The sequence below is a fragment of the Allobosea sp. 2RAB26 genome (genome assembly GCF_052115465.1).
In the GTDB taxonomy this organism is placed as follows: Bacteria; Pseudomonadota; Alphaproteobacteria; order Rhizobiales; family Beijerinckiaceae; genus Allobosea.
The window spans coordinates 332928-355936 of record NZ_JBFRGS010000003.1 but is presented as its reverse complement, the minus strand read 5'-3'; the positions used below and the strand labels follow the sequence as shown (position 1 = coordinate 355936).

The 23009-nt window shown below is 66.0% G+C and carries 17 protein-coding genes; 16 read left to right on the top strand and 1 reads right to left on the bottom strand.

Annotated elements, in window-relative coordinates; genetic code table 11:
- The 9 genes from AB4118_RS07360 (at position 1) to AB4118_RS07320 (ending at position 12076) form a co-directional block, all read left to right on the top strand.
- Complete coding sequence (locus AB4118_RS07360) at positions 1-987, top strand: ABC transporter ATP-binding protein (protein WP_441489120.1); 987 nt, start codon at positions 1-3, stop codon at positions 985-987.
- Positions 984-2003 (top strand): ABC transporter ATP-binding protein, encoded by a 1020-nt coding sequence (locus tag AB4118_RS07355; protein ID WP_441489119.1) that lies wholly within the window; start codon positions 984-986, stop codon positions 2001-2003. The genes AB4118_RS07360 and AB4118_RS07355 overlap by 4 nt, the downstream gene beginning before the upstream one ends.
- Before the next feature lie 118 nt (positions 2004-2121).
- Positions 2122-4419 (top strand): NADP-dependent malic enzyme, encoded by a 2298-nt coding sequence (locus AB4118_RS07350; RefSeq protein WP_441489118.1) that lies wholly within the window; start codon positions 2122-2124, stop codon positions 4417-4419.
- A 76-nt stretch (positions 4420-4495) separates the two neighbouring features.
- Complete coding sequence (locus tag AB4118_RS07345) at positions 4496-5614, top strand: alpha/beta hydrolase family protein (RefSeq protein ID WP_441489117.1); 1119 nt, start codon at positions 4496-4498, stop codon at positions 5612-5614.
- A 131-nt stretch (positions 5615-5745) separates the two neighbouring features.
- Complete coding sequence (locus AB4118_RS07340; protein ID WP_441489116.1) at positions 5746-7347, top strand: peptide ABC transporter substrate-binding protein; 1602 nt, start codon at positions 5746-5748, stop codon at positions 7345-7347.
- Between the two features lie 65 nt (positions 7348-7412).
- Positions 7413-8333 (top strand): ABC transporter permease subunit, encoded by a 921-nt coding sequence (locus AB4118_RS07335; protein ID WP_441489115.1) that lies wholly within the window; start codon positions 7413-7415, stop codon positions 8331-8333.
- 4 nt (positions 8334-8337) lie between these two features.
- Positions 8338-9459, top strand: coding sequence for an ABC transporter permease subunit (locus tag AB4118_RS07330; protein WP_441489114.1), 1122 nt, complete (start codon positions 8338-8340; stop codon positions 9457-9459).
- 1 nt (position 9460) lies between these two features.
- Positions 9461-11056 carry an ABC transporter ATP-binding protein gene (locus AB4118_RS07325; RefSeq protein ID WP_441489113.1) on the top strand — a complete coding sequence of 532 codons (1596 nt, stop codon included), beginning with the start codon at positions 9461-9463 and terminating at the stop codon, positions 11054-11056.
- A 162-nt stretch (positions 11057-11218) separates the two neighbouring features.
- The gene (locus AB4118_RS07320) at positions 11219-12076 is read left to right on the top strand and encodes a D-amino-acid transaminase (RefSeq protein ID WP_069877297.1); all 858 of its coding nucleotides are present in this window, start codon (positions 11219-11221) and stop codon (positions 12074-12076) included.
- Here the strand turns inward: AB4118_RS07320 and guaD are convergent.
- On the bottom strand, positions 12037-13377 hold the full coding sequence (gene guaD, locus AB4118_RS07315) for a guanine deaminase (protein ID WP_441489112.1): 1341 nt from the start codon (positions 13375-13377) through the stop codon (positions 12037-12039). The two genes, AB4118_RS07320 and guaD, sit on opposite strands and share 40 nt — an antisense overlap.
- A gap of 117 nt (positions 13378-13494) precedes the next feature.
- On the opposite strand from guaD, the gene xdhA reads away from it, so the two are divergent.
- The 7 genes from xdhA to AB4118_RS07280 are packed head-to-tail and all read left to right on the top strand — an operon-like array spanning position 13495 to position 22841.
- A complete protein-coding gene (xdhA, locus tag AB4118_RS07310; RefSeq protein ID WP_441489111.1) occupies positions 13495-14973 on the top strand; it encodes a xanthine dehydrogenase small subunit in 1479 nt (492 codons plus the stop codon).
- Positions 14966-17317, top strand: coding sequence for a xanthine dehydrogenase molybdopterin binding subunit (gene xdhB, locus AB4118_RS07305; RefSeq protein WP_441489110.1), 2352 nt, complete (start codon positions 14966-14968; stop codon positions 17315-17317). Before xdhA ends, xdhB begins: the two co-directional genes overlap by 8 nt.
- Entirely contained in the window at positions 17314-18192 is an 879-nt protein-coding gene (xdhC, locus tag AB4118_RS07300) for a xanthine dehydrogenase accessory protein XdhC (RefSeq protein ID WP_441489109.1), read from the top strand. Before xdhB ends, xdhC begins: the two co-directional genes overlap by 4 nt.
- Positions 18173-19738, top strand: coding sequence for an ABC transporter ATP-binding protein (locus AB4118_RS07295; RefSeq protein WP_441489108.1), 1566 nt, complete (start codon positions 18173-18175; stop codon positions 19736-19738). The genes xdhC and AB4118_RS07295 overlap by 20 nt, the downstream gene beginning before the upstream one ends.
- Positions 19731-20810, top strand: a complete 1080-nt coding sequence (locus tag AB4118_RS07290; RefSeq protein ID WP_441489107.1) for an ABC transporter permease — start codon at positions 19731-19733, stop codon at positions 20808-20810. Before AB4118_RS07295 ends, AB4118_RS07290 begins: the two co-directional genes overlap by 8 nt.
- Complete coding sequence (locus AB4118_RS07285; protein ID WP_441489106.1) at positions 20807-21730, top strand: ABC transporter permease; 924 nt, start codon at positions 20807-20809, stop codon at positions 21728-21730. The genes AB4118_RS07290 and AB4118_RS07285 overlap by 4 nt, the downstream gene beginning before the upstream one ends.
- A 31-nt stretch (positions 21731-21761) precedes the next feature.
- The gene (locus AB4118_RS07280; RefSeq protein ID WP_441489105.1) at positions 21762-22841 is read left to right on the top strand and encodes a BMP family ABC transporter substrate-binding protein; all 1080 of its coding nucleotides are present in this window, start codon (positions 21762-21764) and stop codon (positions 22839-22841) included.
- Positions 22842-23009 lie beyond the last annotated feature (168 nt).

Sequence of the window (23009 nt, the reverse complement as noted above, 5' to 3'; positions counted from 1 at the left end):
ATGAGCGATCACGTGCTCCAGGTCAGCGATCTCAAGACCCATTTCTTCACCCGCGCCGGCACGGTGAAATCGGTCGACGGGGTCTCGTTCCATGTCCGTCGCGGGGAAGTGCTCGGCCTGGTCGGCGAATCCGGCTCGGGCAAATCGGTCACCGGCTTCTCGATCATGGGGCTGATCGATCCCCCCGGCCGCATTGTCGAGGGCTCGATCAAGCTCAACGGCAAGGAGCTCGTCGGCCTCGGGGAGGACGAATTCCGGAAGGTCCGCGGTCGCGAGGTCGCGATGATCTTCCAGGATCCGATGATGACGCTGAACCCGGTCCTGCGCATCGACACGCAAATGATCGAAGCCGTCACCGCCCACGAGAAGGTCTCGCACAAGGCAGCGCGGGCCCGCGCCCGGGATGCCCTCGCCAAGGTCGGCATCCCCTCGCCCGAAGAGCGGTTGAATGCCTATCCGCACCAGTTCTCGGGCGGCATGCGCCAGCGTGTCGCGATCGCGATCGCGCTGCTGCATCGTCCACCGCTGATCATTTGCGACGAGCCGACCACCGCGCTCGACGTCACCATCCAGAGCCAGATCCTTGCCGAGATGCAATCCCTCTGTGCCGAAACCGGGACTGCCCTGGTCTGGATCACCCATGACCTCGGCGTCGTCGCCGGGCTCGCCGACCGGATCGCGGTGATGTATGCCGGCCGCATCGTCGAGGCGGGCGCGGTCGATCCCGTGCTCGACACGCCCTTGCACCCCTATACCGCCGGCCTGCTCGGCTCGCTGCCGAGCGAGGGGGAACCTGGTGAGATGCTGCGCCAGATCAGGGGCTCGACGCCTTCGCTCGCTCGCCTGCCGCAGGGCTGCGCCTTTGCCCCACGCTGCGACTACGCTCAGGGCGACTGCCTCACGATCGCGCCAGCCACGACGGCTTTCCCCGGCGAGCGCGGCGTGCGCTGTCATCATCCCCTGAGCGGAACCGGGGTTGCGGCATGAACGATACACCGATCCTCACCCTCGAAAGCGTCTCGAAGCGCTTCGCCAAACCGCTCGACGCGGCCGCGAAATTCGCGAACTGGTTCGGCGCCGGCAATACCGAAGAGGTCGTGCACGCGGTCGACAGCGTCGATCTCTCGATCCGGGCCGGCGAGGTCGTCGGGCTGGTCGGCGAATCCGGCTGCGGCAAATCAACGCTCGGACGGGTCGTCGCGGGGATTCACAAGGCGAGCGCCGGCCGCGTGAGCTGGCGCGGGCGCTATACCGACGAGATGGGCACCGAGGAGCGCCACGCTGCGACGCTGGCCATCCAGATGATCTTCCAGGACCCGATGTCCTCGCTCAACCCGCGTATGCGGGTCAGCGACATCGTCGGCGAAGCGCCCGTCGTGCACGGGCTGACGACACGCGCCGGCCAGGCGGATTATGTCGACGATATTCTCAATCGCGTCGGCCTCGACCCGACCTACAAGCGGCGCTATCCGCACCAGTTCTCGGGCGGCCAACGTGCCCGCATCGGCATCGCGAGAGCACTGGCGGTGAAGCCGGAATTCCTCGTCTGCGACGAAAGCGTGGCTGCTCTCGATGTCTCGATTCAGGCCCAGGTCCTGAATCTTTTCATGAAGCTGCGCGACGAACTCAACCTGACCTACCTCTTCATCAGCCACGACCTCGGCGTCGTCCGGCACCTCTCGGACCGGGTCGTGATCATGTATCTCGGCCGTGTCGTCGAGGCCGCGCCCTCCGCCGCCCTCTTCAAGGGGCCGCAGCACCCCTATGCCCAGGCACTCCTCGCCAATGTGCCGACGATCACGGCTCGCAAGAAGCGTTTTGCGCCGGTCAGCGGCGAGATCCCCTCGCCGCTGCACCCGCCATCAGGTTGCCATTTCCACCCGCGCTGTCCGCATGCCGGGCCGCGCTGCAAGGCGGAGCGGCCGGAGCTGAAAACGATCGCGTCCGGCCATGTCGCGGCCTGTCACTTGCATGACGGCGGCGTCGGAGCGATGGCGGCCTGAAGCGATCCTGTCGTTTCGGTTGAATGATTGTTGCCCCCGGCACGCTTGACGGCACCGCGTTTCCGGGCGACCTCCAAGCTGATTTGGCCTTGGGCCGTGGAGCCAGGAACGCAGGACGATGAAAAGCACCTTGTCGACGGATCTTCGCTCGGGCGCGCTCGTCTACCACCGCCTGCCCCGGCCCGGTAAGCTCGAGATCCAGGCAACGAAGCCTCTCGGCAACCAGCGCGACCTGGCGCTCGCCTATTCTCCCGGTGTGGCTGCCGCCTGCGAGGCGATCGTCGACGACCCCGCGGAAGCCGCCGAACTGACCTCGCGCCAGAACCTCGTCGCGGTCATCACCAACGGCACGGCCGTTCTCGGCCTCGGCGATATCGGCCCGCTCGCCTCCAAGCCGGTGATGGAGGGCAAGGCGGTCCTGTTCAAGAAATTCGCCGGGATCGACTGCTTCGACATCGAGGTCGACCAGAAGAACATCGAGAAATTCGTCGATGTCGTTGCGGCGCTGGAACCGACCTTCGGCGGCATCAACCTCGAGGACATCAAGGGTCCCGAATGCTTCGAGATCGAGGAGCAGCTCAAGGCCCGGATGAACATCCCGGTCTTCCATGACGATCAGCACGGCACCGCGATCATCGTCAGCGCCGCGATCCTGAACGGGCTCGATCTCGCGGGAAAACAGATCGGCGACGTCAAGATCGTCGTCTCCGGCGCCGGCGCAGCCGCGCTTGCCTGCCTCAACCTTCTGGTCGAGCTCGGGGCCAAGCGCCGGAATATCTGGGTCACCGACCTTGAAGGCGTGGTCCACAAGGGCCGCAACACGCTGATGGACCGCTGGAAGGAGGTCTATGCGCAGGAGACCGATGCGCGGACGCTCAGCGACGTGATCGGCGACGCCGATGTCTTCCTCGGCCTGTCTGCCGCCGGCGTTCTGAAGCCCGAGATGGCCAAGCGCATGGCGGCGAGTCCGCTGATCCTGGCGCTGGCCAACCCGAACCCGGAGATTACGCCGGAGGATGCGCTTGCCGCACGTCCTGACGCGATGATCTGCACCGGCCGCTCGGACTATCCGAACCAGGTCAACAACGTCCTGTGCTTCCCCTACATCTTCCGCGGCGCGCTCGATGTGCACGCCACGACGATCAACGAAGCGATGAAGCTCGCCGCCGTGCGCGCGATTGCATCGCTGGCGCGGGAGGCCACGTCCGACATCGCGGCGCGCGCCTATGGCGGCGAATCGCAGACATTCGGCGCGACCTCGCTGATCCCGAATCCGTTCGATCCGCGCCTGATCCTGCGTATTGCCCCGGCAGTCGCGCAGGCTGCGATGGATACCGGCGTCGCACGCAAGCCGCTGGCCGATATCGAGGCCTATCGCGAGGACCTGTCGCGCTTCGTCTTCCGTTCCGGCTTCATCATGAAGCCGCTCTTTGCGCAGGCGAAGGCCGACCCCAAGCGCGTCATCTACGCCGAAGGCGAGGATGAGCGCGTGCTGCGCGCCGCTCAAGTGGCGCTGGAGGAAGGCATGGCCGTGCCGATCCTGATCGGCCGCCCGAGCGTCATCGAAACCCGGGTGAAGCGCTTCGGCCTGACGATCCGGCCAGGCATCGATTGCGAGGTGATCAACCCCGAGGATGATCCGCGTTATCGCGACTACGTGCAGACCTATCTCGAGATCGCCGGCCGGCGGGGCATCACGCCGGAGGCCGCACGCGTGCTGGTGCGCACCAACAACACGGTGATCGCGGCACTCTCGGTGATGCGCGGCGAGGCCGATGCCATGATCACCGGCCTGGAAGGGCGCTTCCTGTCGCGGCTGCGGCACATCAAGGACATCATCGGGCTTGCGCCCGGCGCACGTGACATCTCGGCGATGACGCTGATCATCACCAACAAGGGCGCCTTCTTCCTGGCCGACACCCATGTGAAGCATGATCCGACCGCCGAGGAGATCGCCGACATGGCGGTGATCGCGGCGAGCCATGTCTCGCGCTTCGGCATCACGCCCAAGATCGCCCTGCTCTCGCATTCGGATTTCGGCGCGGCCGACACCCCCTCCTCGCTGAAGATGCGCAAGGCGGTCTGCCTGATCCGCGAGCGCGCGCCGGAACTCGAATGCGACGGTGAGATGGAGGCCGACACCGCCCTCCTGCCGATGGTGCGCGACAGGGTGCTGCCCTCCTCGCATCTCAAGGGCGTCGCCAATGTGCTGATCTTCCCGAATCTCGACGCCGCCAACATCGCCTACCAGTTCGCCAAGGTGCTGGCGGATGCGCTCCCGGTCGGCCCGATCCTGATCGGAGCGGCCAAGCCGGTGCATATCCTGACCGGTTCGGTGACGGCACGCGGCGTCGTCAACATGACGGCCGTGGCCGTGGTCGAGGCGCAGGAACGCGCTGCGGCTTCGCCAGCCTAGTCAGGAGGCGTTGCAGCGGCGCCGTTTCCTGCCATTCTGCGGTGCTCCGGCGGACCGGGATTGCGGGGAACAGGCCATGCGCATCACCAGGATGCTGCTGCGGCTCGCGGCTGTCATGCTTCCGATCCTGGCCGCGGCAGCGGCCAGCGCGCAGGAGCCCCTGCGCGAGGAGAGCACCTTCCTCCGGATCAAGCTCGACGGGCGTGACATCAGGCTCGAGGCGCTGATCGTCAGGCCGGAGCGTGCTGAGGGTCGCCTCCCGCTGGCGCTGATCACTCATGGCAAATCCTCGAGCAGCGTCAGCATGGGCGATTTGCGGGCGGCGTCCTACGCCACCGTCGCCCGGGATTTTGCCCGGCGTGGCTGGCTCGCTGCCGTCGTCATGCGTCGTGGCTTCGGCCAGTCGGACGGGCCCTTCCCGGCCTCGACCTCCTGCGCCGATCTCGATTTCACCAGCCGATTCGAGGCGGATGCCAGCGAACTCGAAGCCGCCCTGCGGGTGCTGCAACAGCGCGACGATGTCGACCCGGCGCGCGCCATTGCGGTCGGAGAATCGGCGGGAGGCGCGGCGGTCCTGGCGCTCGCCCAGCGCAAACCAGCGGGCTTGCGCGGCATCGTCAATGTCGCCGGCGGCCTGAATATCGACAGCTGTGTCGACAAGGCGCGCGATGCGCTGGTCGGCATCGTCAAGGGCTGGCAGGTGCCCGGCGCGCCACCACAGCTCTGGATCTATGCGAAAAACGACGAGCTGTTTCCGCCCGCGCTCGTCGACCGCATGCGCGGCGCCGCACGCGATGCCGGCGGCGATATCCGCTTCGTCGAGCTGCCCGAAGTCCGGCCCACTGGTCACCTGATCTTCCGTCACGGACAGGCCCGGTTCTTCTGGCTGCGCGAGGTGGACGCGTCGCTGCGTGCCTGGAAGCTGCCGACCTGGTCGCCTGCCCAGGCAAGGGAGCTCTTTGCCAAGCTGGGGCTGACGGCACGCGCCGCCGCATTCGAGCAGTATTTTGCAGCGCCCGGCGAGAAGGCGATGGCGCTCAGCCGGTCACGCAAGCATTTCCGCTACACCTTTGGCTCCCAGACGCTCGATCGCGCCAAGGAAGCGACGCTGAACGATTGCGCCAAGGCCGCTGGCGATTGCGTGATCGCCTTCGAGAACGACACGTTCATGCTGCCCTCCGGCGGCGCCCCGTAAACGAAAACGGGGATCAAGACTTTTCCTGCCTGCAAGTTTTTTTCCTGCTTGGCAGCGCGCGAGCAGCGCGCTCTACTCTCCCGGTCATGTCAGGAACAGGCAGGAAGACCTGCCCTCAGGGGAGTTTCGTCATGTTCAGGATCACGCGCCGCGCGGCGCCGCTCGCCATTGCCGCGGCTCTGGCGCTCGCCACCACCACGGTCGCACAAGCCCAGGTCACCTTCCATCGCGGCAACGACTCCGATCCCGAGACGCTCGACGCGCATAAGACCTCGACCGTGTCGGAAGCGCATCTGCTGCGTGATCTCTCCGAAGGGCTCGTCATCCACCACATCAACGGCACCGTCGTGCCCGGCGTGGCCGAAAGCTGGACGATCAGCCCGGACGGCAAGACCTATACGTTCAAGCTGCGCCCCAATGCGAAATGGTCGAACGGGGACGCGGTGAAGGCCTCGGATTTCGTCTTCTCGCTGCGGCGGATGGTCAATCCCGAGACGGGGGCGAAATACGCGAACATTCTCTATCCGATCCTGAACGCGGAGAAGATCAACAAGAGCGACGGGGGCGCGAAGCTTGCCGATCTGGGTGTAACGGCCGTCAATGACACGACGCTCGAGATCAAGCTGGAGCGATCGACCCCGTATTTTCTCGAATTGCTGACGCACCAGACCGGACTTCCGGTCCATCCGGCCTCAGTCGAGAAATTCGGTAGCGATTTCGTCAAGCCGGAGAACTGGGTTTCGAACGGCGCCTATGTGCTCAAGGAGTTCGTGCCGAACTCCCATATCAAGCTTGAAAAGAACAAGGCCTTCCACGACGCGGCCAACGTCAAGATCGATACGGTGATCTATTATCCGTCGCCGGACCTCGCCGCCGCCGCCCGGCGCTTCCAGGCCGGCGAACTGCATATGACGACCGACATCCCCGCCGACCAGATCAAGCAGCTGCGCGAAAAACTGGGCGATCAGGTCAAGATCGCGCCCTATCTCGGCACCTATTTTCTCATCATCAACAGCTCGAAGAAGCCCTTCGACGATGTCCGCGTCCGCCAGGCCCTGTCCATGGTGCTCGACCGTGAGTTCATCGCCGACGAGATCTGGGGTGGCACGATGCTGCCGGCCTATGGCGTCATTCCGCCGAATATCGGCAATTACGGCACGGCCGCCGAAGCCGACTTCAAGAACGCCTCGCCGCTCGACCGCGAGGAGAAGGCCAAGCAGTTGCTCAAGGATGCGGGCTTCGGGCCCGGCATGCCCTTGAAGATACAGCTCCGCTACAACACGACCGACAACAACCGACGCACCGTCATCGCCATTGCCGAGCAGTGGAAGGCACTCGGCGTCGAGACCAGCTTCATCAACACCGACGGCAAGACCCATTTCGCCCTTCTGCGTGACGGTGGCGATTTCGACATCGCCCGCTATGGCTGGATCGGCGATTTTTCGGACCCGCAGAACTTCCTGTTTCTGTTCCTCAGCGACAACAAGGGGTTCAATTCCGGCAAGTACAACAACCCGACCTTCGACGGCTTGCTGGCCAAGGCCGCCGACGAGATCGACCTGACCAAGCGCGCCGCGATCCTGCGCGAGGCCGACGCGATCCTGGCTGCCGAGGTGCCGTGGATTCCGGTGATGTTCTATTCGTCGAAGAACCTGGTCTCGCCCAAGCTCGTCGGCTTCCAGCAGAATCTGCGCGGCGCGCTGCCGACACGCTTCATGAGCCTGAAGCCGTAAGAAACCCGCGTGTCATGGCCGGGCCTGCCCGGTCATGACACCGCAGACGGCCCGGTTCATTCGGAATGCTCTCCTTCATCCTGCGTCGCCTCGCCATCGCGATCCCGACCCTGTTCGTGATCGTGACGATTTCCTTCTTCCTGATGCGCGTCGCACCGGGCGGGCCGTTCGACCTCGAACAGCCGCTGGAAGCGAAGGTGATGGAGAACCTGCGCCGGATCTATCAGCTCGACCGGCCGCTCTATCAGCAATATCTGACCTATCTCGCGGCTTTGATCAGGGGTGATTTCGGCCCTTCCTTCTACTTCCGCGACTTCTCTATCGCCGAGCTCTTCGCGCAGGGGCTGCCGGTCTCGATGCGGCTGGGCGCATCGGCACTCGCTCTTGCCCTGCTGATCGGCGGCCCGCTCGGCGTGCTCGCAGCCTTCCGCCAGAACGAGCATGCCGACCATGCGGTGATGGGTTTTGCCACTGCCGGCATCACCATTCCCAATTTCGTGGTCGCGCCCGTGCTGCAGATCGTCTTCGGGCTGATGCTGGCCTGGTTGCCGGTCGGTGGCTGGAATGGCGGTGCGGTCCGCAACACTATCCTGCCGATCGTGACTTTGGCGCTGCCGCAGATCGCGGTGATCGCGCGGATGACCCGCGCGGCGATGATCGAGACCCTGCGCGCCAACCATATCCGCACCTTGCGGGCACAAGGGCTTTCCAGCGTGACGGTCGCACTGCATGCGCTGCGCGGCGCGGCCCTGCCCGTCGTCTCCTATCTCGGGCCGGCCGCCGCGGCCTTGCTGACGGGCTCGGTCGTGGTCGAGAGCATCTTCGCCGTTCCCGGGATCGGCCGCTATTTCGTCGAGGGTGCGCTCAACCGCGACTACACCCTGGTGATGGGCACGGTCGTTGTCGTGGCGATCTTCGTGCTGGTCTTCAATCTCGTCGTCGACGTTGTCTATGCGCTGCTCGATCCGCGCGTCAGGCTGGAGTGAGCGCATGAGCGAGATCACGCTTGCCCCCCTGCCCGTCACCGGGCGCTCGCTCTGGCAGGATGCGCGCATCCGCCTGATGCGCAACCGCGCAGCGGTCGCGAGCCTGATCGTGCTGGCGCTGATGACGCTGGCCTGCCTGATCGGCCCGTTGATGACCGGGCATCCGCATGATCGGGTCTACCAGGACTATGTCCGTGTGCCCGCCAGCATCGACAGCTATCCCAAGGCCGAGGCGATACCAGCCGCCGTGCAGCGCATCGCCTCGCGCGTCCGGGCGACGGCGAGCGATATCGCTGTAGGCCAGGATAGCGTGCGCCTGACGCTGACGTCACAGCGCCCGATCGATCAGCGGCTTCTCGTCTATTTCGATCGCTCAGACCAGTTCGGCACACCGAAGATCCTGGCCAATGAGGAAGATGGCCGCAGGCTCGCTCTGGAAGTGCCGATCAAGCGGCAGCGCTTCTGGTTCGGCACCGATGCCAATGGCCGCGACCTGCTGACCCGCACGCTGATCGCCGGGCGGGTCTCGCTGGCGATCGGACTGCTCGCGACGGGTGTCGCGCTCGTGATCGGCGTCAGCTACGGCGCCACAGCAGGCTATCTCGGCGGACGCATCGACATGCTGATGATGCGCATCGTCGACGTGCTCTATTCGCTGCCCTTCATCTTCTTCGTCATCCTGCTGGTCGTCTTCTTCGGCCGGAATTTCATCCTGATGTTCCTTGCCGTCGGCGCGATCGAATGGCTCGACATGGCCCGGATCGTTCGCGGACAGACACTTTCGATCAAGCGACAGGAATATGTGCTGGCGGCCGAGGCGCTCGGCGTCACGACCGGCGGCATCCTGAGGCGCCATGTCATTCCCAACACGCTTGGCCCGGTTATCATCTATGTCACGCTGCTGGTGCCGAAGATCATCCTGCTCGAGAGCTTTCTCTCCTTCCTCGGCCTTGGCGTGYAGGAGCCGATGACGAGCTGGGGCGTGCTGATCTCGGACGGCGCCCGCTCGATCCAGGGCGCGCCGTGGATGCTGATCTTCCCGGCGAGCTTCCTGGTGACCACGCTGTTCGCGCTGAACTTCCTCGGCGATGGCCTGCGCGACGCGCTCGATCCCAGGGATCGCTGAGATGGGGGACGCTCCGATCCTCGACATCCGCGACCTGCGCGTGCGCTTCCGGACCAATGATGGGCTGCTCGATGCGGTGAACGGCGTCGATATCGCTGTCGGAGCCGGCGAATTCGTCGCCATCGTCGGCGAATCCGGTTCCGGCAAAAGCCAGACAGTGATGGCCGCGATGGGCCTGCTCGCTGGGAATGGCGAGGTGGAAGGCTCGATCCGCTATCGCGGCACGGAGCTGCTCGGGCTGAAACCCAAGCAACTCAATGCCTATCGCGGCCGGAAGCTCGCGATGATTTTCCAGGAGCCCATGACATCGCTCGATCCGCTGTTCCGGATAGGCAGCCAGATGGCCGCGCCTCTGCGCAAGCACCAGGGATTGTCACGCAGCGCCGCGCGGGCGCGGGCGCTCGAACTCCTGAAACTCGTCCAGATTCCCCGGCCGCAGGAACGGCTCGATGCCTATCCGCACGAGCTCTCAGGCGGGCAGCGCCAGCGCGTCATGATCGCGATGGCGCTGGCCAATGATCCCGATATCCTGATTGCCGACGAACCCACGACAGCGCTCGACGTCACCATCGAGGCCGAGATCCTGGCGCTGATCGCCGATCTCAGAAAGCGGCTCGGCATGGCCGTCGTCCTGATCAGCCACGATCTCGGGCTGGTGCGGAAATATGCAGAGCGCGTCTATGTGATGAAGTCTGGCGAAGTGGTGGAGAGCGGAACCACTGAGGTCCTCTTCGCAGCACCGAGCCATCCCTATACCAAGCTGCTGCTCTCGGCAGAGCCCGCAGGCCATAAGAAACCTGCGCCGAAGGGCGCCCCGATCCTGCTCGAGGCCCGTGACCTGCGCGTCAGCTACGATCTCGGTCGTGGCTTTCTCAAGCGCAGGAACGCCTTGCTCCACGCCGTCGACGGTGTCGATCTGACCCTGCAGCGCGGCCAGACCATCGGCATCGTCGGGGAGTCCGGCTCGGGAAAGTCGACGCTGGGAAAGGCGCTCCTCAGGCTCGTGCCGGCCAGCGGGCAGATCCGGTTCGAGGACCGGGCGCTGGCGCCGCTCGATCGCTCGCAGATGCGGCCCCTGCGCAAGAGCCTGCAGGTCGTCTTCCAGGACCCGTTCGGCTCGCTCTCGCCGCGGCTCACCGTAGGCGAGATCGTCAGCGAAGGGCTGCTGGTCCACGCGCCCCATCTGACGCGCGCCGAACGCGACATGCGCGCGGCGCAGGCCCTGGAGGAGGTCTCGCTCGATCCGCGCCTGCGCAACCGCTATCCGCACGAATTCTCGGGCGGCCAGCGCCAACGCATCGCGATCGCGCGCGCGATGATCCTGCACCCGGCGCTGGTCGTACTGGACGAGCCGACCTCGGCGCTCGATCGTACCGTGCAGAAGAGCATCGTGGCGTTGCTCAAGGACCTCCAGGCCCGCCACGACCTCTCCTATCTCTTCATCAGCCACGACCTCGCCGTGGTCCGCGCCATGGCCGACACGATCATGGTGATGAAGGATGGCAGCGTCGTCGAAAGCGGACCAACCGAGGCGATTTTCGCCGCACCGCGAGAGGGCTACACGCAGAGGCTGATCGCGGCCGCGCTCAAGGCGTAAACGGAAGATATCCGGTCCGGCCCGGTAGCCGTGGCGGTCCTTGTCCGTTCGGCGCGGCAGTGTTGCGCCCGACGCCGATCTGCAAGCCGGCTTTGGCACTCGCCTCCCGCCCGCGCCTCCGCTACCAATGCCGACGTTCCTTCAACCACGAGACCGAAGCCGATGAGCCGTATTGTCTATGTGAATGGTGAGTACCTGCCCGAGGAAGAGGCCAGGATCTCGATTTTCGACCGCGGCTTCATCTTCGGCGACGGCATCTACGAGGTCTCGGCGGTGCTCGGCGGCAAGCTGGTCGACTGCGACGCGCATCTTGCCCGTCTGGAGCGCTCCTGCGGGGAAATCCGGCTCGCCCTGCCCTGGTCGCGCGCCGAACTGACCGCCATCCATGAGGAGCTGATCAAGCTCAACAACATCGACGAGGGCGGTATCTATCTCCAGGTCTCGCGCGGCGCTGCCGACCGTGACTTCGCCTTCCCGAAGGATGTGGCGCCGACCCTGGTGATGTTCTCGCAGGCCCGCAACCTGAGCGAGGCCCCCGCCGCCAAGACCGGCATCAAGGTCGTCTCCTGCCCGGACCTGCGCTGGGCCCGCCGGGACATCAAGAGCGTCAACCTGCTCGGGCCGGTGCTGGCCAAGCAGTTCGCCGCCGAAAGCGGCGCGCAGGAAGCCTGGCTGGTGGAAGATGGCGTCGTCACCGAAGGTGCGTCCTCGACCGCCTGGATCGTCAAGGGCAAGACGCTGATCTCGCGGCCGCTCTCGAACAAGGTCCTGCCGGGCATCACCCGCAAGGCTGTTCTGGCTTTCCTCGCCGAAACCGGCTTCACCTTCGAGGAACGCACGTTCACGCTGGATGAGGCGCTCGACGCCGAGGAGGCCTTCATCACCTCGGCCAACAGCTTCGTGATGCCGGTGGTCTCGATCGACGGCCATACGATCCACAATGGCGCGCCGGGCCCAACCGCGATCCGCCTGCGCGAGATTTATATCGACTTCGCCAGGAAGGGCGGCGTGCTGGGCTGATCGCCCACACGCTCCCCCGCGACATAGGTCGCGGCGACATTGCGCTCGTCACCCAGCGTGACGAGCACGAAGAGTTCCTCGGCGAGATCGCGCGCCGTTTCCAACCGGTGCGCCATGGCCCGCGTCGCAGCCGGGTCGAGCACCACGACATCCGCCTCACGGCCGGGCTCGAGCGAGCCGATGAGATGATCGAGCCCCAACGCCACCGCATTGCCGCGCGTGATGGCATGGAGCGCCGCAAACGCCGAAAGCGACTGGCCCTGCAGCTGCAGCACCTTGTAGGCCTCGGCCATGGTCCGCAGCATCGAATAGCTGGTGCCGCCACCGATATCGGTCGCGACCGCAACCCGTACGCCTTCTCGCTTCGCCCGGGCCCAGTCGAACAGACCTGAACCGAGGAAGAGGTTCGAGGTCGGACAGAACACGGCGACAGCTCCGGCCTCGGCAAAGGCACGCCATTCGTGCTTGGTCATGTGGATGCAGTGGCCCATCAGGCTCTGGCGGCCGAGCAGGCCGTAATCCCGGTAGATGCCGGCATAATCATCGGCATTCGGATAGAGCTGGCAGGCCAATGAGATCTCGGCCTGGTTCTCATTGATATGGGTCTGGACGAAGCAGTCCGGATGTTCAGAGGCGAGCCGCCCGGCAGCGGCCAGCTGCTCTGGTGTCGAGGTCACCGCAAAGCGCGGCGTGATCGCATAGAGCTGGCGTCCCCGGCCGTGCCAGCGCTCGATCAGGGCCTTGCTGTCGGCATAGCTGCTCTCGGCCGTATCGGTCAGCGCCGCTGGGGCGTTGCGGTCCATCATCACCTTTCCGGCAATCATCCGCGTGTTGCGGCGCTCCGATTCGGCGAAGAAGGCTTCGGCCGATTGACGGTGAACGGAGCAGTAGACGGCCGCCGTGGTGGTGCCGCTCGCCAGCAGCTCGTCCAGCAGGAACCGCGTCAGCTTCTCCGGATGTCCCTGCTGTGCCAGCTTCTGCTCCTCGACGAAGGTGTATTTGTTCAGCCACTCCATCAGCGGCGCCCCATAGGAGGCGATCACCTGGGTTTGCGGCATGTGCAGATGCGCGTCGATGAAGCCCGGCATGATCAGGTTCGGCCGGTGATCGACGATTTCCGCCTCTTCCGGCAGCGTCGGCAGCAGCTCCGATGCGGCGCCGACGGCCTTGATCAGTCCGTCGGCGATGACGACCAGGCCATCCCCGATGAAGCGATGCGCCGCGTCGCCGGAGGTCTCGGGATCGCCGACGAACCAGAGCAGGCGGCCACGCAGGGCGCGAAGGCGACGGTCTTCGTTCACGGGCTCGTGCTCCGGCTCAAAATCACGTCATATCTGCACCAAATCAAAGCTTTCGGCCAAGCGTCGAACATGCCTAATCTGGAGGCATGATTTGGATCTGTGAGCGGCCGGGCCGCCATGCGTGAGATAGTGCGCTTCCTCTACGGCGATGAGCTGGTCGAGATCGCGTCCAGCGATCCGACCCAGACGCTGCTCGACTGGCTGCGCCTCGAGCGCCGCCGGACCGGCACGAAGGAAGGCTGCGCCGAAGGCGATTGCGGAGCCTGCACCGTCGTCGTCGGGCGCCTCGACGGCGGCCGATTGCGCTATGAGGCGATCAACGCCTGCATCCGCTTCCTGCCGACGCTCGATGGCTGCCATCTGCTCACCATCGAGCACCTGAAGGGCGCGGACGGACGCCTGCACCCGGTGCAGCAGGCGATGGTCGATTGCCACGGCTCGCAATGCGGCTTCTGCACGCCGGGCTTCGTGATGTCGCTCCTTGCGCTCTGGCTGAACGAGCCGGCGCCGGAGCTGGGGCGAATCGAGGACGCGCTCGCGGGCAATCTCTGCCGCTGTACCGGCTACGAGCCGATCATTACCGCGGCCCGTCGCCTCTACGAACACACCGACCGGAAGCAGGATCGCTTCGCGCTTTCGGCGCCCGGCATCGCCGCCCGGCTGCATGCTTTTGTGGATCAGGAAACGCTGGCACTCGCCCATGGCGCGCGACGCTTCCTGTCGCCGGCGACAACAGACGCCCTCGCCGATCTCGTCATCTCCCATCCCGAGGCCGTTCTCGTCGCCGGCGCGACCGATGTCGGTCTCTGGATCACCAAGGGGATGCAGCAGCCGCAAACCATCATCCATCTCGGCCGTGTCGAGGACCTGCGTGCAGTCAGCGACGAGGGCGATCATCTGCGCATCGGCGCCATGGCGAACCATATCGATGTCCGCACGGCACTCGCGGCGCTCTCGCCGCAACTCGACGAGCTGATGCGCCGCTTCGGCGGCGAGCAGGTGCGCAATGCCGGGACGATCGGCGGCAATATCGCCAATGGCTCACCGATCGGCGATCTGCCGCCAGCGTTGATTGCGCTTGGCGCAACTCTGGTGCTGCGGCGCGGCAGCGAGCGACGCGCGCTGCCGCTCGAAGCCTTCTTCCTCGACTATCGCAGCCAGGACCGGAAGCCAGGCGAATTCGTCGAGGCCGTGCTGGTGCCGAAACTGCAGAATGACGCTCTGTTCCACATTTCGAAGATCTCAAAGCGCTTCGACGAGGATATCTCGGCGGTGTGCGGCGCCTTCCTGCTGCATCTCGACGAAGCCAATCGGGTGAGCGAGGCACGGCTCGCCTATGGCGGCATGGCCGGTATCCCGAAACGGGCCGCCGCCGCGGAAGCCGCGCTGCTCGGGAGGGATTGGGACGAGGCTGCGGTCGCTGCCGCCATCGCCGCCCTGCCCCGGGATTTCACACCGCTGACCGACATGCGCGCCTCGGCGGCGTACCGGCTGAAGGTGGCCGGCAATCTCCTGCGCCGGTTCCTGATCGAAACGACGGCGCTTGACGTCGACACGCGCGTCGCGGGCCTGCTTGCGGAGGCTGCCCATGGCTGACGCGCGCAAACGGCTTGAGACCGAGGTCGTGGCCGGGCCGCTCGGCCGGACCAGCAATCATGATTCCGCCGCCAAGCATGTCGCGGGTGAAGCCCTCTATATCGACGATATCGCCGAGCCGGCCGGCCTTGCGCATGCCTATCTCGGCCTTTCCCAGGTCGCGCATGGGCGGCTGATATCGCTCGACCTCGCGGCCGTGCGCACGGCCCCCGGCGTTCTCACCGTGTTGACGGCCGAGGATATTCCGGGCGCGAACGACATCAGCTCGACGCATCGACATGACGAGCCTGTCTTCACGACGCAGAATATCCTGCATCACGGCCAACCGCTTTTCGCGGTTATCGCGGAAACCCGGGATCTGGCGCGCCGCGCCGCCGCGCTGGCCAAGGCGGCCTATGAGGAAGCCGCTCCGCTGCTGGATGTCGCAGCGGCCCGCGCGGCCGGCGGCGAGCTTGTCACCGACCCGCTGAAGCTGGAGCGCGGCGATGTCGCGGAAGCGCTTGCTGCCAGCCCGCGCCGGCTCAAGGGGTCGATGGAGATCGGCGGGCAGGATCATTTCTATCTGGAGAGCCAGATCGCGCTCGCCATCCCCGGCGAGGACGAAGACATGCTGGTGCTGTCCTCGACGCAGCATCCGAGCGAAGTCCAGCACATGGTCGCGCAGGTGCTCGCCGTCGGCTCCCACGCCGTCACCATCGAGGTCCGGCGCATGGGCGGCGGCTTTGGCGGCAAGGAGACGCAGGCCAATCTCTTCGCCTGCGTCGCCGCGCTCGCTGCCCGCAAGCTGAAGCGCCCGGTAAAGCACCGGCCCGACCGCGACGACGACATGGTCATCACCGGCAAACGCCATGATTTCGTGGTCGATTACGAGATCGGCTTCGATGACGAGGGGCATATTCACGCGGTGGACGCGGTCTATGCGGCGCGCTGCGGCTGGAACGCCGATCTCTCGGGCCCGGTCACCGACCGCGCGCTGTTCCACATGGACAATTGCTATTTCTACCCGGCGGTGCGCGGACGTTCGCAGCCCCTGCGGACCAACACCGTTTCGAACACGGCCTTTCGCGGCTTCGGCGGCCCCCAGGGCATGGTCGGAGCGGAACGCTTCATCGAGGAGGTTGCTTTCGCGACCGGGCTCGACCCGCTCGAGATCCGCAGGCGCAATCTCTATGGCGCGGTCGGTCGCGACATCACGCCCTATCACCAGCAGGTCGAGGACAATATCGCCGGCGACGTGATCGCCGAACTTGAACGGCGTTGCGATTACCGCGCGCGCCAGGCGGGGATCCGTGAGGCCAACCGCAAGAGCCCGGTCATCAAGCGTGGCATCGCGCTGACCCCGGTCAAGTTCGGCATCTCCTTCACCGCGACCTGGTACAATCAGGCAGGCGCCCTGGTGCATGTCTACACGGACGGCACGGTGGCGCTGAACCATGGCGGCACCGAGATGGGCCAGGGCCTCTATGTGAAGGTGGCGCAGGTCGTGGCGCAGGCTTTCGGGATCGGCCTCGACCGGATCAAGATCACCGCGACGACCACCGGCAAGGTGCCGAACACCTCGGCGACAGCCGCCTCCTCCGGCTCCGATCTCAACGGCATGGCCGCGCTCGATGCCTGCGAGACGATCAAGGCGCGGCTCATCGCCTTCGCGTCGAAGCGCTGGGAGGTTTCAGCCGAGGAGATTGCCTTCCTGCCGGGCCGGATCAGGATCGGCACGCAGGAGATGAGTTTCGCCGAATTCGTCGCGGCAGCCTACATGGCCCGCGTCCAGCTCTCGGCGACCGGCTTCTACGCGACGCCGAAGATCCATTGGGATCGCAAGGCCGGGCGTGGCCACCCGTTCTATTATTTCGCCTACGGCGCTGCTGCGGCCGAAGTCGCGATCGACACGCTCACCGGCGAATACAAGGTCGAGCGGGTCGACATCCTGCATGATTGCGGCACGTCGCTGAACCCGGCGATCGACAAGGGCCAGATCGAGGGCGGCTTCGTGCAGGGCATGGGCTGGCTTACCACCGAGGAACTCTGGTGGGACGACAAAGGCCGGCTCAAGACCCATGCGCCCTCGACCTACAAGATCCCCGTCGCCTCCGACCGGCCGCGCATCTTCAATGTCGACCTGCTCGAGAACGCCCCCAATCGCGAGCCGACGATCCACCGCTCCAAGGCGGTCGGAGAGCCGCCGCTGATGTTGGCGATCAGCGTGCTCCACGCCTTGTCGGACGCGGTCGCGAGCGTCGGCGATCATCGCTTCTGTCCCCGTCTCGACGCGCCGGCGACGCCGGAGCGCGTACTCGATGCGGTCGACCGCATGCGGGAGCAGGCACGGGGCGCGGCGCCATGACCGGGCTGGCGACTTTCCTCGAAGCCCATCTCGAGCAAGGCGCCATCCTTGTCAGCATCGAGCGCGCCGAAGGATCGACCCCACGCGAAACCGGCGCGACGATGGTCGTCACCGCCGAGGGCAATTCTGGGACGATCGGCGGCGGCCAGCTCGAATTCCACTGCACCGACATCGCCCTTGAGATGCTGGCGAGCGGCGAGATCTCGCGACGCCTCGATATTCCGCTTGGGCCGCAAATGGGCCAGTGCTGCGGCGGCCGGGTCGGTGTCGTGCTGGAGCGGGCCAGGCCGTGCCATCTCGCGACTCTCCAGGCCGCCGAAGCGGCAAGGTGCGCAGCGCAGCCTGCCGTCCTCATCCTCGGCGCCGGCCATACCGGGCGCGCGCTTGCCGAGGCCCTCATGCGCCTGCCGCTGACGGTCATTCTGATCGACGACCGCGAAGCCCAGATGCACGATCTTCCCGTTGGTGTCGCACCGCTACGACTGGACGACCCGGCCGAGGCGATCACATCGGCCCAGCCCGGCACCGCCTTCGTGATCCTTTCGCACAGCCATGCGCTCGACTACCGGCTGACCGAGGCTGCGCTCCTGCGCGGGGATGCCGCCTATGTCGGCATGATAGGCTCGGCGACGAAGCGCGCACGCTTCGCTGCCAGCTTCCGCCGCCGGCACCCTGCAAGCGATGCCCTGGCGCGCCTGACCTGCCCGATCGGCGGGGATGATGTGGACGACAAGCGCCCTGAGGTCATCGCCGCCTTGACGGCAGCCGAACTGGTGCGGAGCTTGCTTGCCAAGCAACTGGCTTCCGGGCAAAGCGTGGCGCAGGGCCGACAAGGTCCGGGGAGAAGGGCAGGAGATGACGGCGTCGCCGCATGACAGGACGGATACGCCGCCCCGGCTCGTGCTGTCGGGCATCTCCAAGAGCTTTCCCGGCGTGAAAGCCAATGACGACATCAGCTTCAGCGTGAAGCCCGGCGAGATCCACGCCCTGCTCGGCGAGAACGGAGCGGGCAAGTCGACGCTGGTCAAGGTCATCTACGGCGTTCAGCAGGCCGATTCGGGCAGCATCTCCTGGGATGGCCGGCCTGTTTCGGTCCCCTCGCCCAAGGCGGCGCGGCGGCTCGGCATCGGCATGGTCTTCCAGCATTTCTCGCTGTTCGATGCGATGACGGTGATCGAGAATATCGCACTCGGCCTCGACGAGGCCGTGGATCGCGAGGAGCTGAAGACCCGCGTCGCCAAAGTTCTGCAGAGCTATTCGCTGCCGCTCGATCCCGAGCGCGAGGTCCATACGCTCTCGGTCGGCGAGCGGCAGCGCATCGAGATCGTCCGCTGCCTGCTGCAGAAGCCGAAGCTCCTGATCATGGACGAGCCGACTTCGGTCCTGACACCGCAAGAAGTCGAGCGTCTGTTCGAGACCCTGCGGCAGATCGCGTCCGAAGGCTGCTCGATCCTCTACATCAGCCACAAGCTGCACGAGATCAAAGCCTTGTGCGACACCGCCACGATCCTGCGCGCCGGCCGGGTCGTCGCAACCTGCGACCCGCGGCAGGAGACGACGCGGCGCATGGCCGAGCTGATGATCGGCGCCGAATTGCGCCAGATCGAGAACGCCCATTCCGGCAGGATCGGCAAGCGCCGGCTGATCGTGTCGGGCCTCTCCCTGCCCGGCGAACCGCCCTTCGGCACGAGCCTGCGCGACATCAGTTTCGAGGCACGGGCCGGCGAGATCCTCGGCATCGCCGGCGTCGCCGGCAATGGCCAGGCCGAGCTGCTCGGCGCGCTGTCCGGCGAGCGCCTCAGTGCGGTGCGGAACGCCATCATGCTCGACGGCAAGCCCGTCGGCAGCGAGGGAGCGGGCGAGAGGCGCAGCGCCGGCCTCGCCTGCGTTCCGGAGGAGCGCAACGGACACGCCGCCGTGCCGGATTTCTCGCTGGCCGAGAATGCCATCCTGACGGCGCGCTACCGGCTGCCACTGGCACCTCGCGGCTTCATCCGCCTCGGAGCGGTTCGGCGCTTCGCTCAGGCCGTCATCGGCCGGTTCGACGTGCGCACCACCGGTCCAGGCTCTCCGGCCCGCTCATTGTCCGGCGGCAATCTGCAGAAATTCATCATGGGCCGCGAGATCGGCCAGGAACCAGGTGTCCTCGTGGTCTCGCAGCCGACCTGGGGGGTCGATGCGGGCGCCGCAGCAGCGATCCGGCAGGCGCTGGTCGATCTGGCGGCGAAGGGCTCAGCGGTCGTGGTGATCTCGCAAGACCTCGATGAACTGCTCGAACTGGCAGACCGGCTCAGCGTCATCAACGAGGGTCGGCTCTCGCCGCCCCGCCCGGTCGCAGAGCTCGCGATCGACGAGATCGGCCTGATGATGGGCGGCATTCACGGCGCAGCCCAGCCCGAAGGAGCGCCGCTTCATGCTTGAATGGCGCCGCCGCCGCGAACCAAGCCGGGCGATGCTCTATCTGAGCCCGTTGATCGCGATCGCGCTCACCATGGCGACCGGCGCGATGGTCTTCACGGCAATGGGTTATGACGGGCTGACCGCGGTCTTCGACTTCTTTCTCGTACCCTTCCTCGAGCCGCATCGCTGGCCGGATCTCGGCGTCAAGGCGGCGCCGCTGGTGATGATCGCGCTCGGCCTCGCCATCGGTTTTCGCGCCAATGTCTGGAATATCGGCGCCGAGGGCCAGTACATCATGGGCGCCATCGCCGGCACCGGCGTTGCCCTCGCCACCTATGAGATGAGCGGCTGGTGGATCCTGCCGGCCATGGCTCTCGCCGGCATCCTCGGCGGCATGGCCTGGGCTGCGGTCCCGGCTCTGCTGCGCGTCAGGCTTCAGGTCAGCGAAATCCTGACCAGCCTGATGCTGACCTATGTCGCGGTGCAGGTGCTGTACTACCTCGTGCGCGGTCCATGGAAGGATCCGGACGGCTTCAACTTCCCGCAGACGCGCATGTTCACGGCCGATCAGACGCTGCCGGTCGTCATCCCCGAGACGCTCGTCCATCTCGGCATTCCGCTCGCACTCGTCATTGCCGTCATTGCCTGGCTGGTGTTGGAGAAGACGACCGCGGGCTATGCGGTGAAGGTTGTCGGGCTCGCACCGGCTGCGGCGCGTCACGGCGGCTTCAGCGCCGAACGGACGACCTGGGTGACGTTGCTGATCGGCGGCGGCCTTGCGGGTCTTGCCGGCATTTTCGAGGCTGCAGGCCCCTTCAGCCAGCTTACCCCGCAGTTCCCGGTCGGCTACGGATTCACCGCCATCATCGTCGCCTTCCTCGGCCGCCTGCACCCGCTGGGCATCGTGCTCGGCGGCGTCGTTCTGGCGGCAACCTATGTCGGCGGCGAGATCGCCCAGACGACCGTGCGCCTGCCCCAGGCCGCGACCGGCATGTTCCAGGCGATGCTGCTGTTCTTCCTGCTCGCGACCGATGTGCTGGTCCGTTATCGCATCGCCTTCAGGGCAAGGCCGGCGAAAGTGGCGCCGCGATGAACAGCGTCATCCTGGTCTCGATCATCATGACGCTCGTCGCAGCGTCGACACCGATCCTGCTCGCGGCGCTCGGCGAGCTCGTCGTCGAGAAGTCGGGCGTGCTCAATCTCGGTGTCGAGGGCATGATGCTGACCGGGGCCGTCGCCGGTTTCGCGGTCGCCTTCAGCACCGGCAGCGTTGCGCTTGGCCTCATCGCCTCCGTGATCGCCGGCATCGCAACCGCGATGATCTTCGCCGTGCTGACGCTCAGCCTGACCGCGAACCAGGTCGCGACGGGCCTGGCGCTGACGATTTTCGGCGTCGGCGCCTCCTCGCTGATCGGCGCCGGCTTTGTCGGCCGCACGATCGATCGTCTGGGGCCCCTGTTTCCCGAAGCGCTTTCCGGCCATCCCTGGCTGCGTGCGCTCTTCGGGCACGACATCATCGTCTATCTCTCGCTTGCCCTGGTTCTCGGCGTGAGCATTTTCCTGCGCCGGACGCGCGCTGGATTGATCCTGCGGGCGGTCGGCGAGAATGACGCCTCGGCCCATGCCATCGGCTATCCCGTCATTGGCATCCGCTATGCGGCGATCGCCTTCGGCGGCGCGCTGGCGGGCCTCGGCGGCGCCTATTTCTCGCTGGCGCTGACGCCGATGTGGGCTGACCGCCTCACTGCCGGGCGCGGCTGGATCGCGCTCGCGCTCGTCGTCTTCTCCGCCTGGAAGCCCGGCCGACTCCTGCTCGGGGCCTATCTCTTCGGCGCGGTGATGACCTTCGAGCTTCAGGCCAAGGCTGCCGGCATCACCTGGCTCGCGCCGGAGGTGCTGGCGATGGCCCCCTATCTTGCGACAATCCTGGTTCTGACGATGATGTCGCTCGGTCGCAAGACGGGCCGGCTCGATGCGCCCGCATGTCTCGGCAAACCCTTCTCGGCGTCCTGACGGCGCCGCCAACCCCGTGGGGAGAACAACCATGTCATCCATCATCACCCGCCGCACGCTCGTAGCCGGCGGCGCCGCGGCGTCCGCCCTGCCCCTGCTCGGCCGCAGCGCCTTCGCGCAGGCGCCACTGGGTGTCGGCTTCATCTATGTCGGTCCGATCGGCGATCACGGCTGGAGCTGGACGCATGATCAGGGCCGCAAGGCGCTCGAGAAGCAGTATGGCGACAAGATCAAGACCAGCTTCATCGAGAACGTCGCCGAGGGGCCGGATGCGGCGCGCGCGTTGCGCCAGCTGGCGCAGGCCGGCAACCAGCTGATCTTCGCGACCTCCTTCGGTTTCATGAACCCGACCATCCAGGTCGCAAAGCAGTTCCCGAAGCTGAAATTCGAGCACGCCACCGGCTATCAGCGCGCCGAGAACGTCGCGACCTACAATGCCCGCTTCTATGAGGGCCGCGCCGTGATCGGCACGATTGCAGGCCACATGTCGAAGAGCGGCCAGGCCGGCTACATCGCCTCCTTCCCGATTCCAGAGGTCGTGATGGGCATCAACGCCTTCACGCTCGCCGCCCGCAAGGTCAACCCGAACTTCAAGACCAAGGTCATCTGGGCCTCGACCTGGTACGACCCGGCCAAGGAAGCCGACGCCGCCAAGGCGCTGATCGACCAGGGCGCCGATGTGATCACCCAGCATACCGACAGCCCCGCCGCCCTGCAGGCGGCCGAGCAGCGCGGCGTCTTCGCCTTCGGCCAGGCGTCCGACATGAGCGCCTTCGCGCCCAAGGCGCATCTCTCGGCGATCGTCGACGACTGGTCGGGCTACTACATCAAGCGCGTCAAGGAGGTCATGGACGGCAGCTGGAAGTCGGGCGACGTCTGGGGCGGGATCAAGGACGGCTTCGTCAAGCTCGCCCCGTTCAATCCCGCGATGACGCCGGCCGCACGCGCAGGCGCGGAAGAAGTCCAGAAGGGCATCGTTGCCGGCACGCTCCACCCCTTCACCGGCGAGCTCAAGGACCAGAAGGGCGTGCTGCGCCTCAAGGCCGGCGAGACCGCCCCCGACGAGATGCTGGCGAAGATGGACTGGTACGTCGACGGCGTTCAGGCCTGAGCGCGCAGGCCAACCTATCCTGACGTCATCCCCGCAGCCGGATCGAGACTTCGGCTGACGGGAATGACGGAGGCGGCATGACGCCCCGAACGATTCAGCATCAAAGCCTCTTGCAGATATTTTAAGCTTGAAACAAAATGAGGAACATACGAGCCGGAAGGGGATGGG

Excerpts from the sequence above, each read along its gene's own strand:
- AB4118_RS07360 (WP_441489120.1), top strand. The coding sequence starts at position 1 with ATGAGCGATCACGTGCTCCAGGTCAGCGATCTCAAGACCCATTTCTTC.
- AB4118_RS07355 (WP_441489119.1), top strand. The coding sequence starts at position 984 with ATGAACGATACACCGATCCTCACCCTCGAAAGCGTCTCGAAGCGCTTC.
- AB4118_RS07350 (WP_441489118.1), top strand. The coding sequence starts at position 2,122 with ATGAAAAGCACCTTGTCGACGGATCTTCGCTCGGGCGCGCTCGTCTAC.
- AB4118_RS07345 (WP_441489117.1), top strand. The coding sequence starts at position 4,496 with ATGCGCATCACCAGGATGCTGCTGCGGCTCGCGGCTGTCATGCTTCCG.
- AB4118_RS07340 (WP_441489116.1), top strand. The coding sequence starts at position 5,746 with ATGTTCAGGATCACGCGCCGCGCGGCGCCGCTCGCCATTGCCGCGGCT.
- AB4118_RS07335 (WP_441489115.1), top strand. The coding sequence starts at position 7,413 with ATGCTCTCCTTCATCCTGCGTCGCCTCGCCATCGCGATCCCGACCCTG.
- AB4118_RS07325 (WP_441489113.1), top strand. The coding sequence starts at position 9,461 with ATGGGGGACGCTCCGATCCTCGACATCCGCGACCTGCGCGTGCGCTTC.
- AB4118_RS07320 (WP_069877297.1), top strand. The coding sequence starts at position 11,219 with ATGAGCCGTATTGTCTATGTGAATGGTGAGTACCTGCCCGAGGAAGAG.
- xdhA (WP_441489111.1), top strand. The coding sequence starts at position 13,495 with ATGCGTGAGATAGTGCGCTTCCTCTACGGCGATGAGCTGGTCGAGATC.
- xdhB (WP_441489110.1), top strand. The coding sequence starts at position 14,966 with ATGGCTGACGCGCGCAAACGGCTTGAGACCGAGGTCGTGGCCGGGCCG.
- xdhC (WP_441489109.1), top strand. The coding sequence starts at position 17,314 with ATGACCGGGCTGGCGACTTTCCTCGAAGCCCATCTCGAGCAAGGCGCC.
- AB4118_RS07295 (WP_441489108.1), top strand. The coding sequence starts at position 18,173 with ATGACGGCGTCGCCGCATGACAGGACGGATACGCCGCCCCGGCTCGTG.
- AB4118_RS07290 (WP_441489107.1), top strand. The coding sequence starts at position 19,731 with ATGCTTGAATGGCGCCGCCGCCGCGAACCAAGCCGGGCGATGCTCTAT.
- AB4118_RS07285 (WP_441489106.1), top strand. The coding sequence starts at position 20,807 with ATGAACAGCGTCATCCTGGTCTCGATCATCATGACGCTCGTCGCAGCG.
- AB4118_RS07280 (WP_441489105.1), top strand. The coding sequence starts at position 21,762 with ATGTCATCCATCATCACCCGCCGCACGCTCGTAGCCGGCGGCGCCGCG.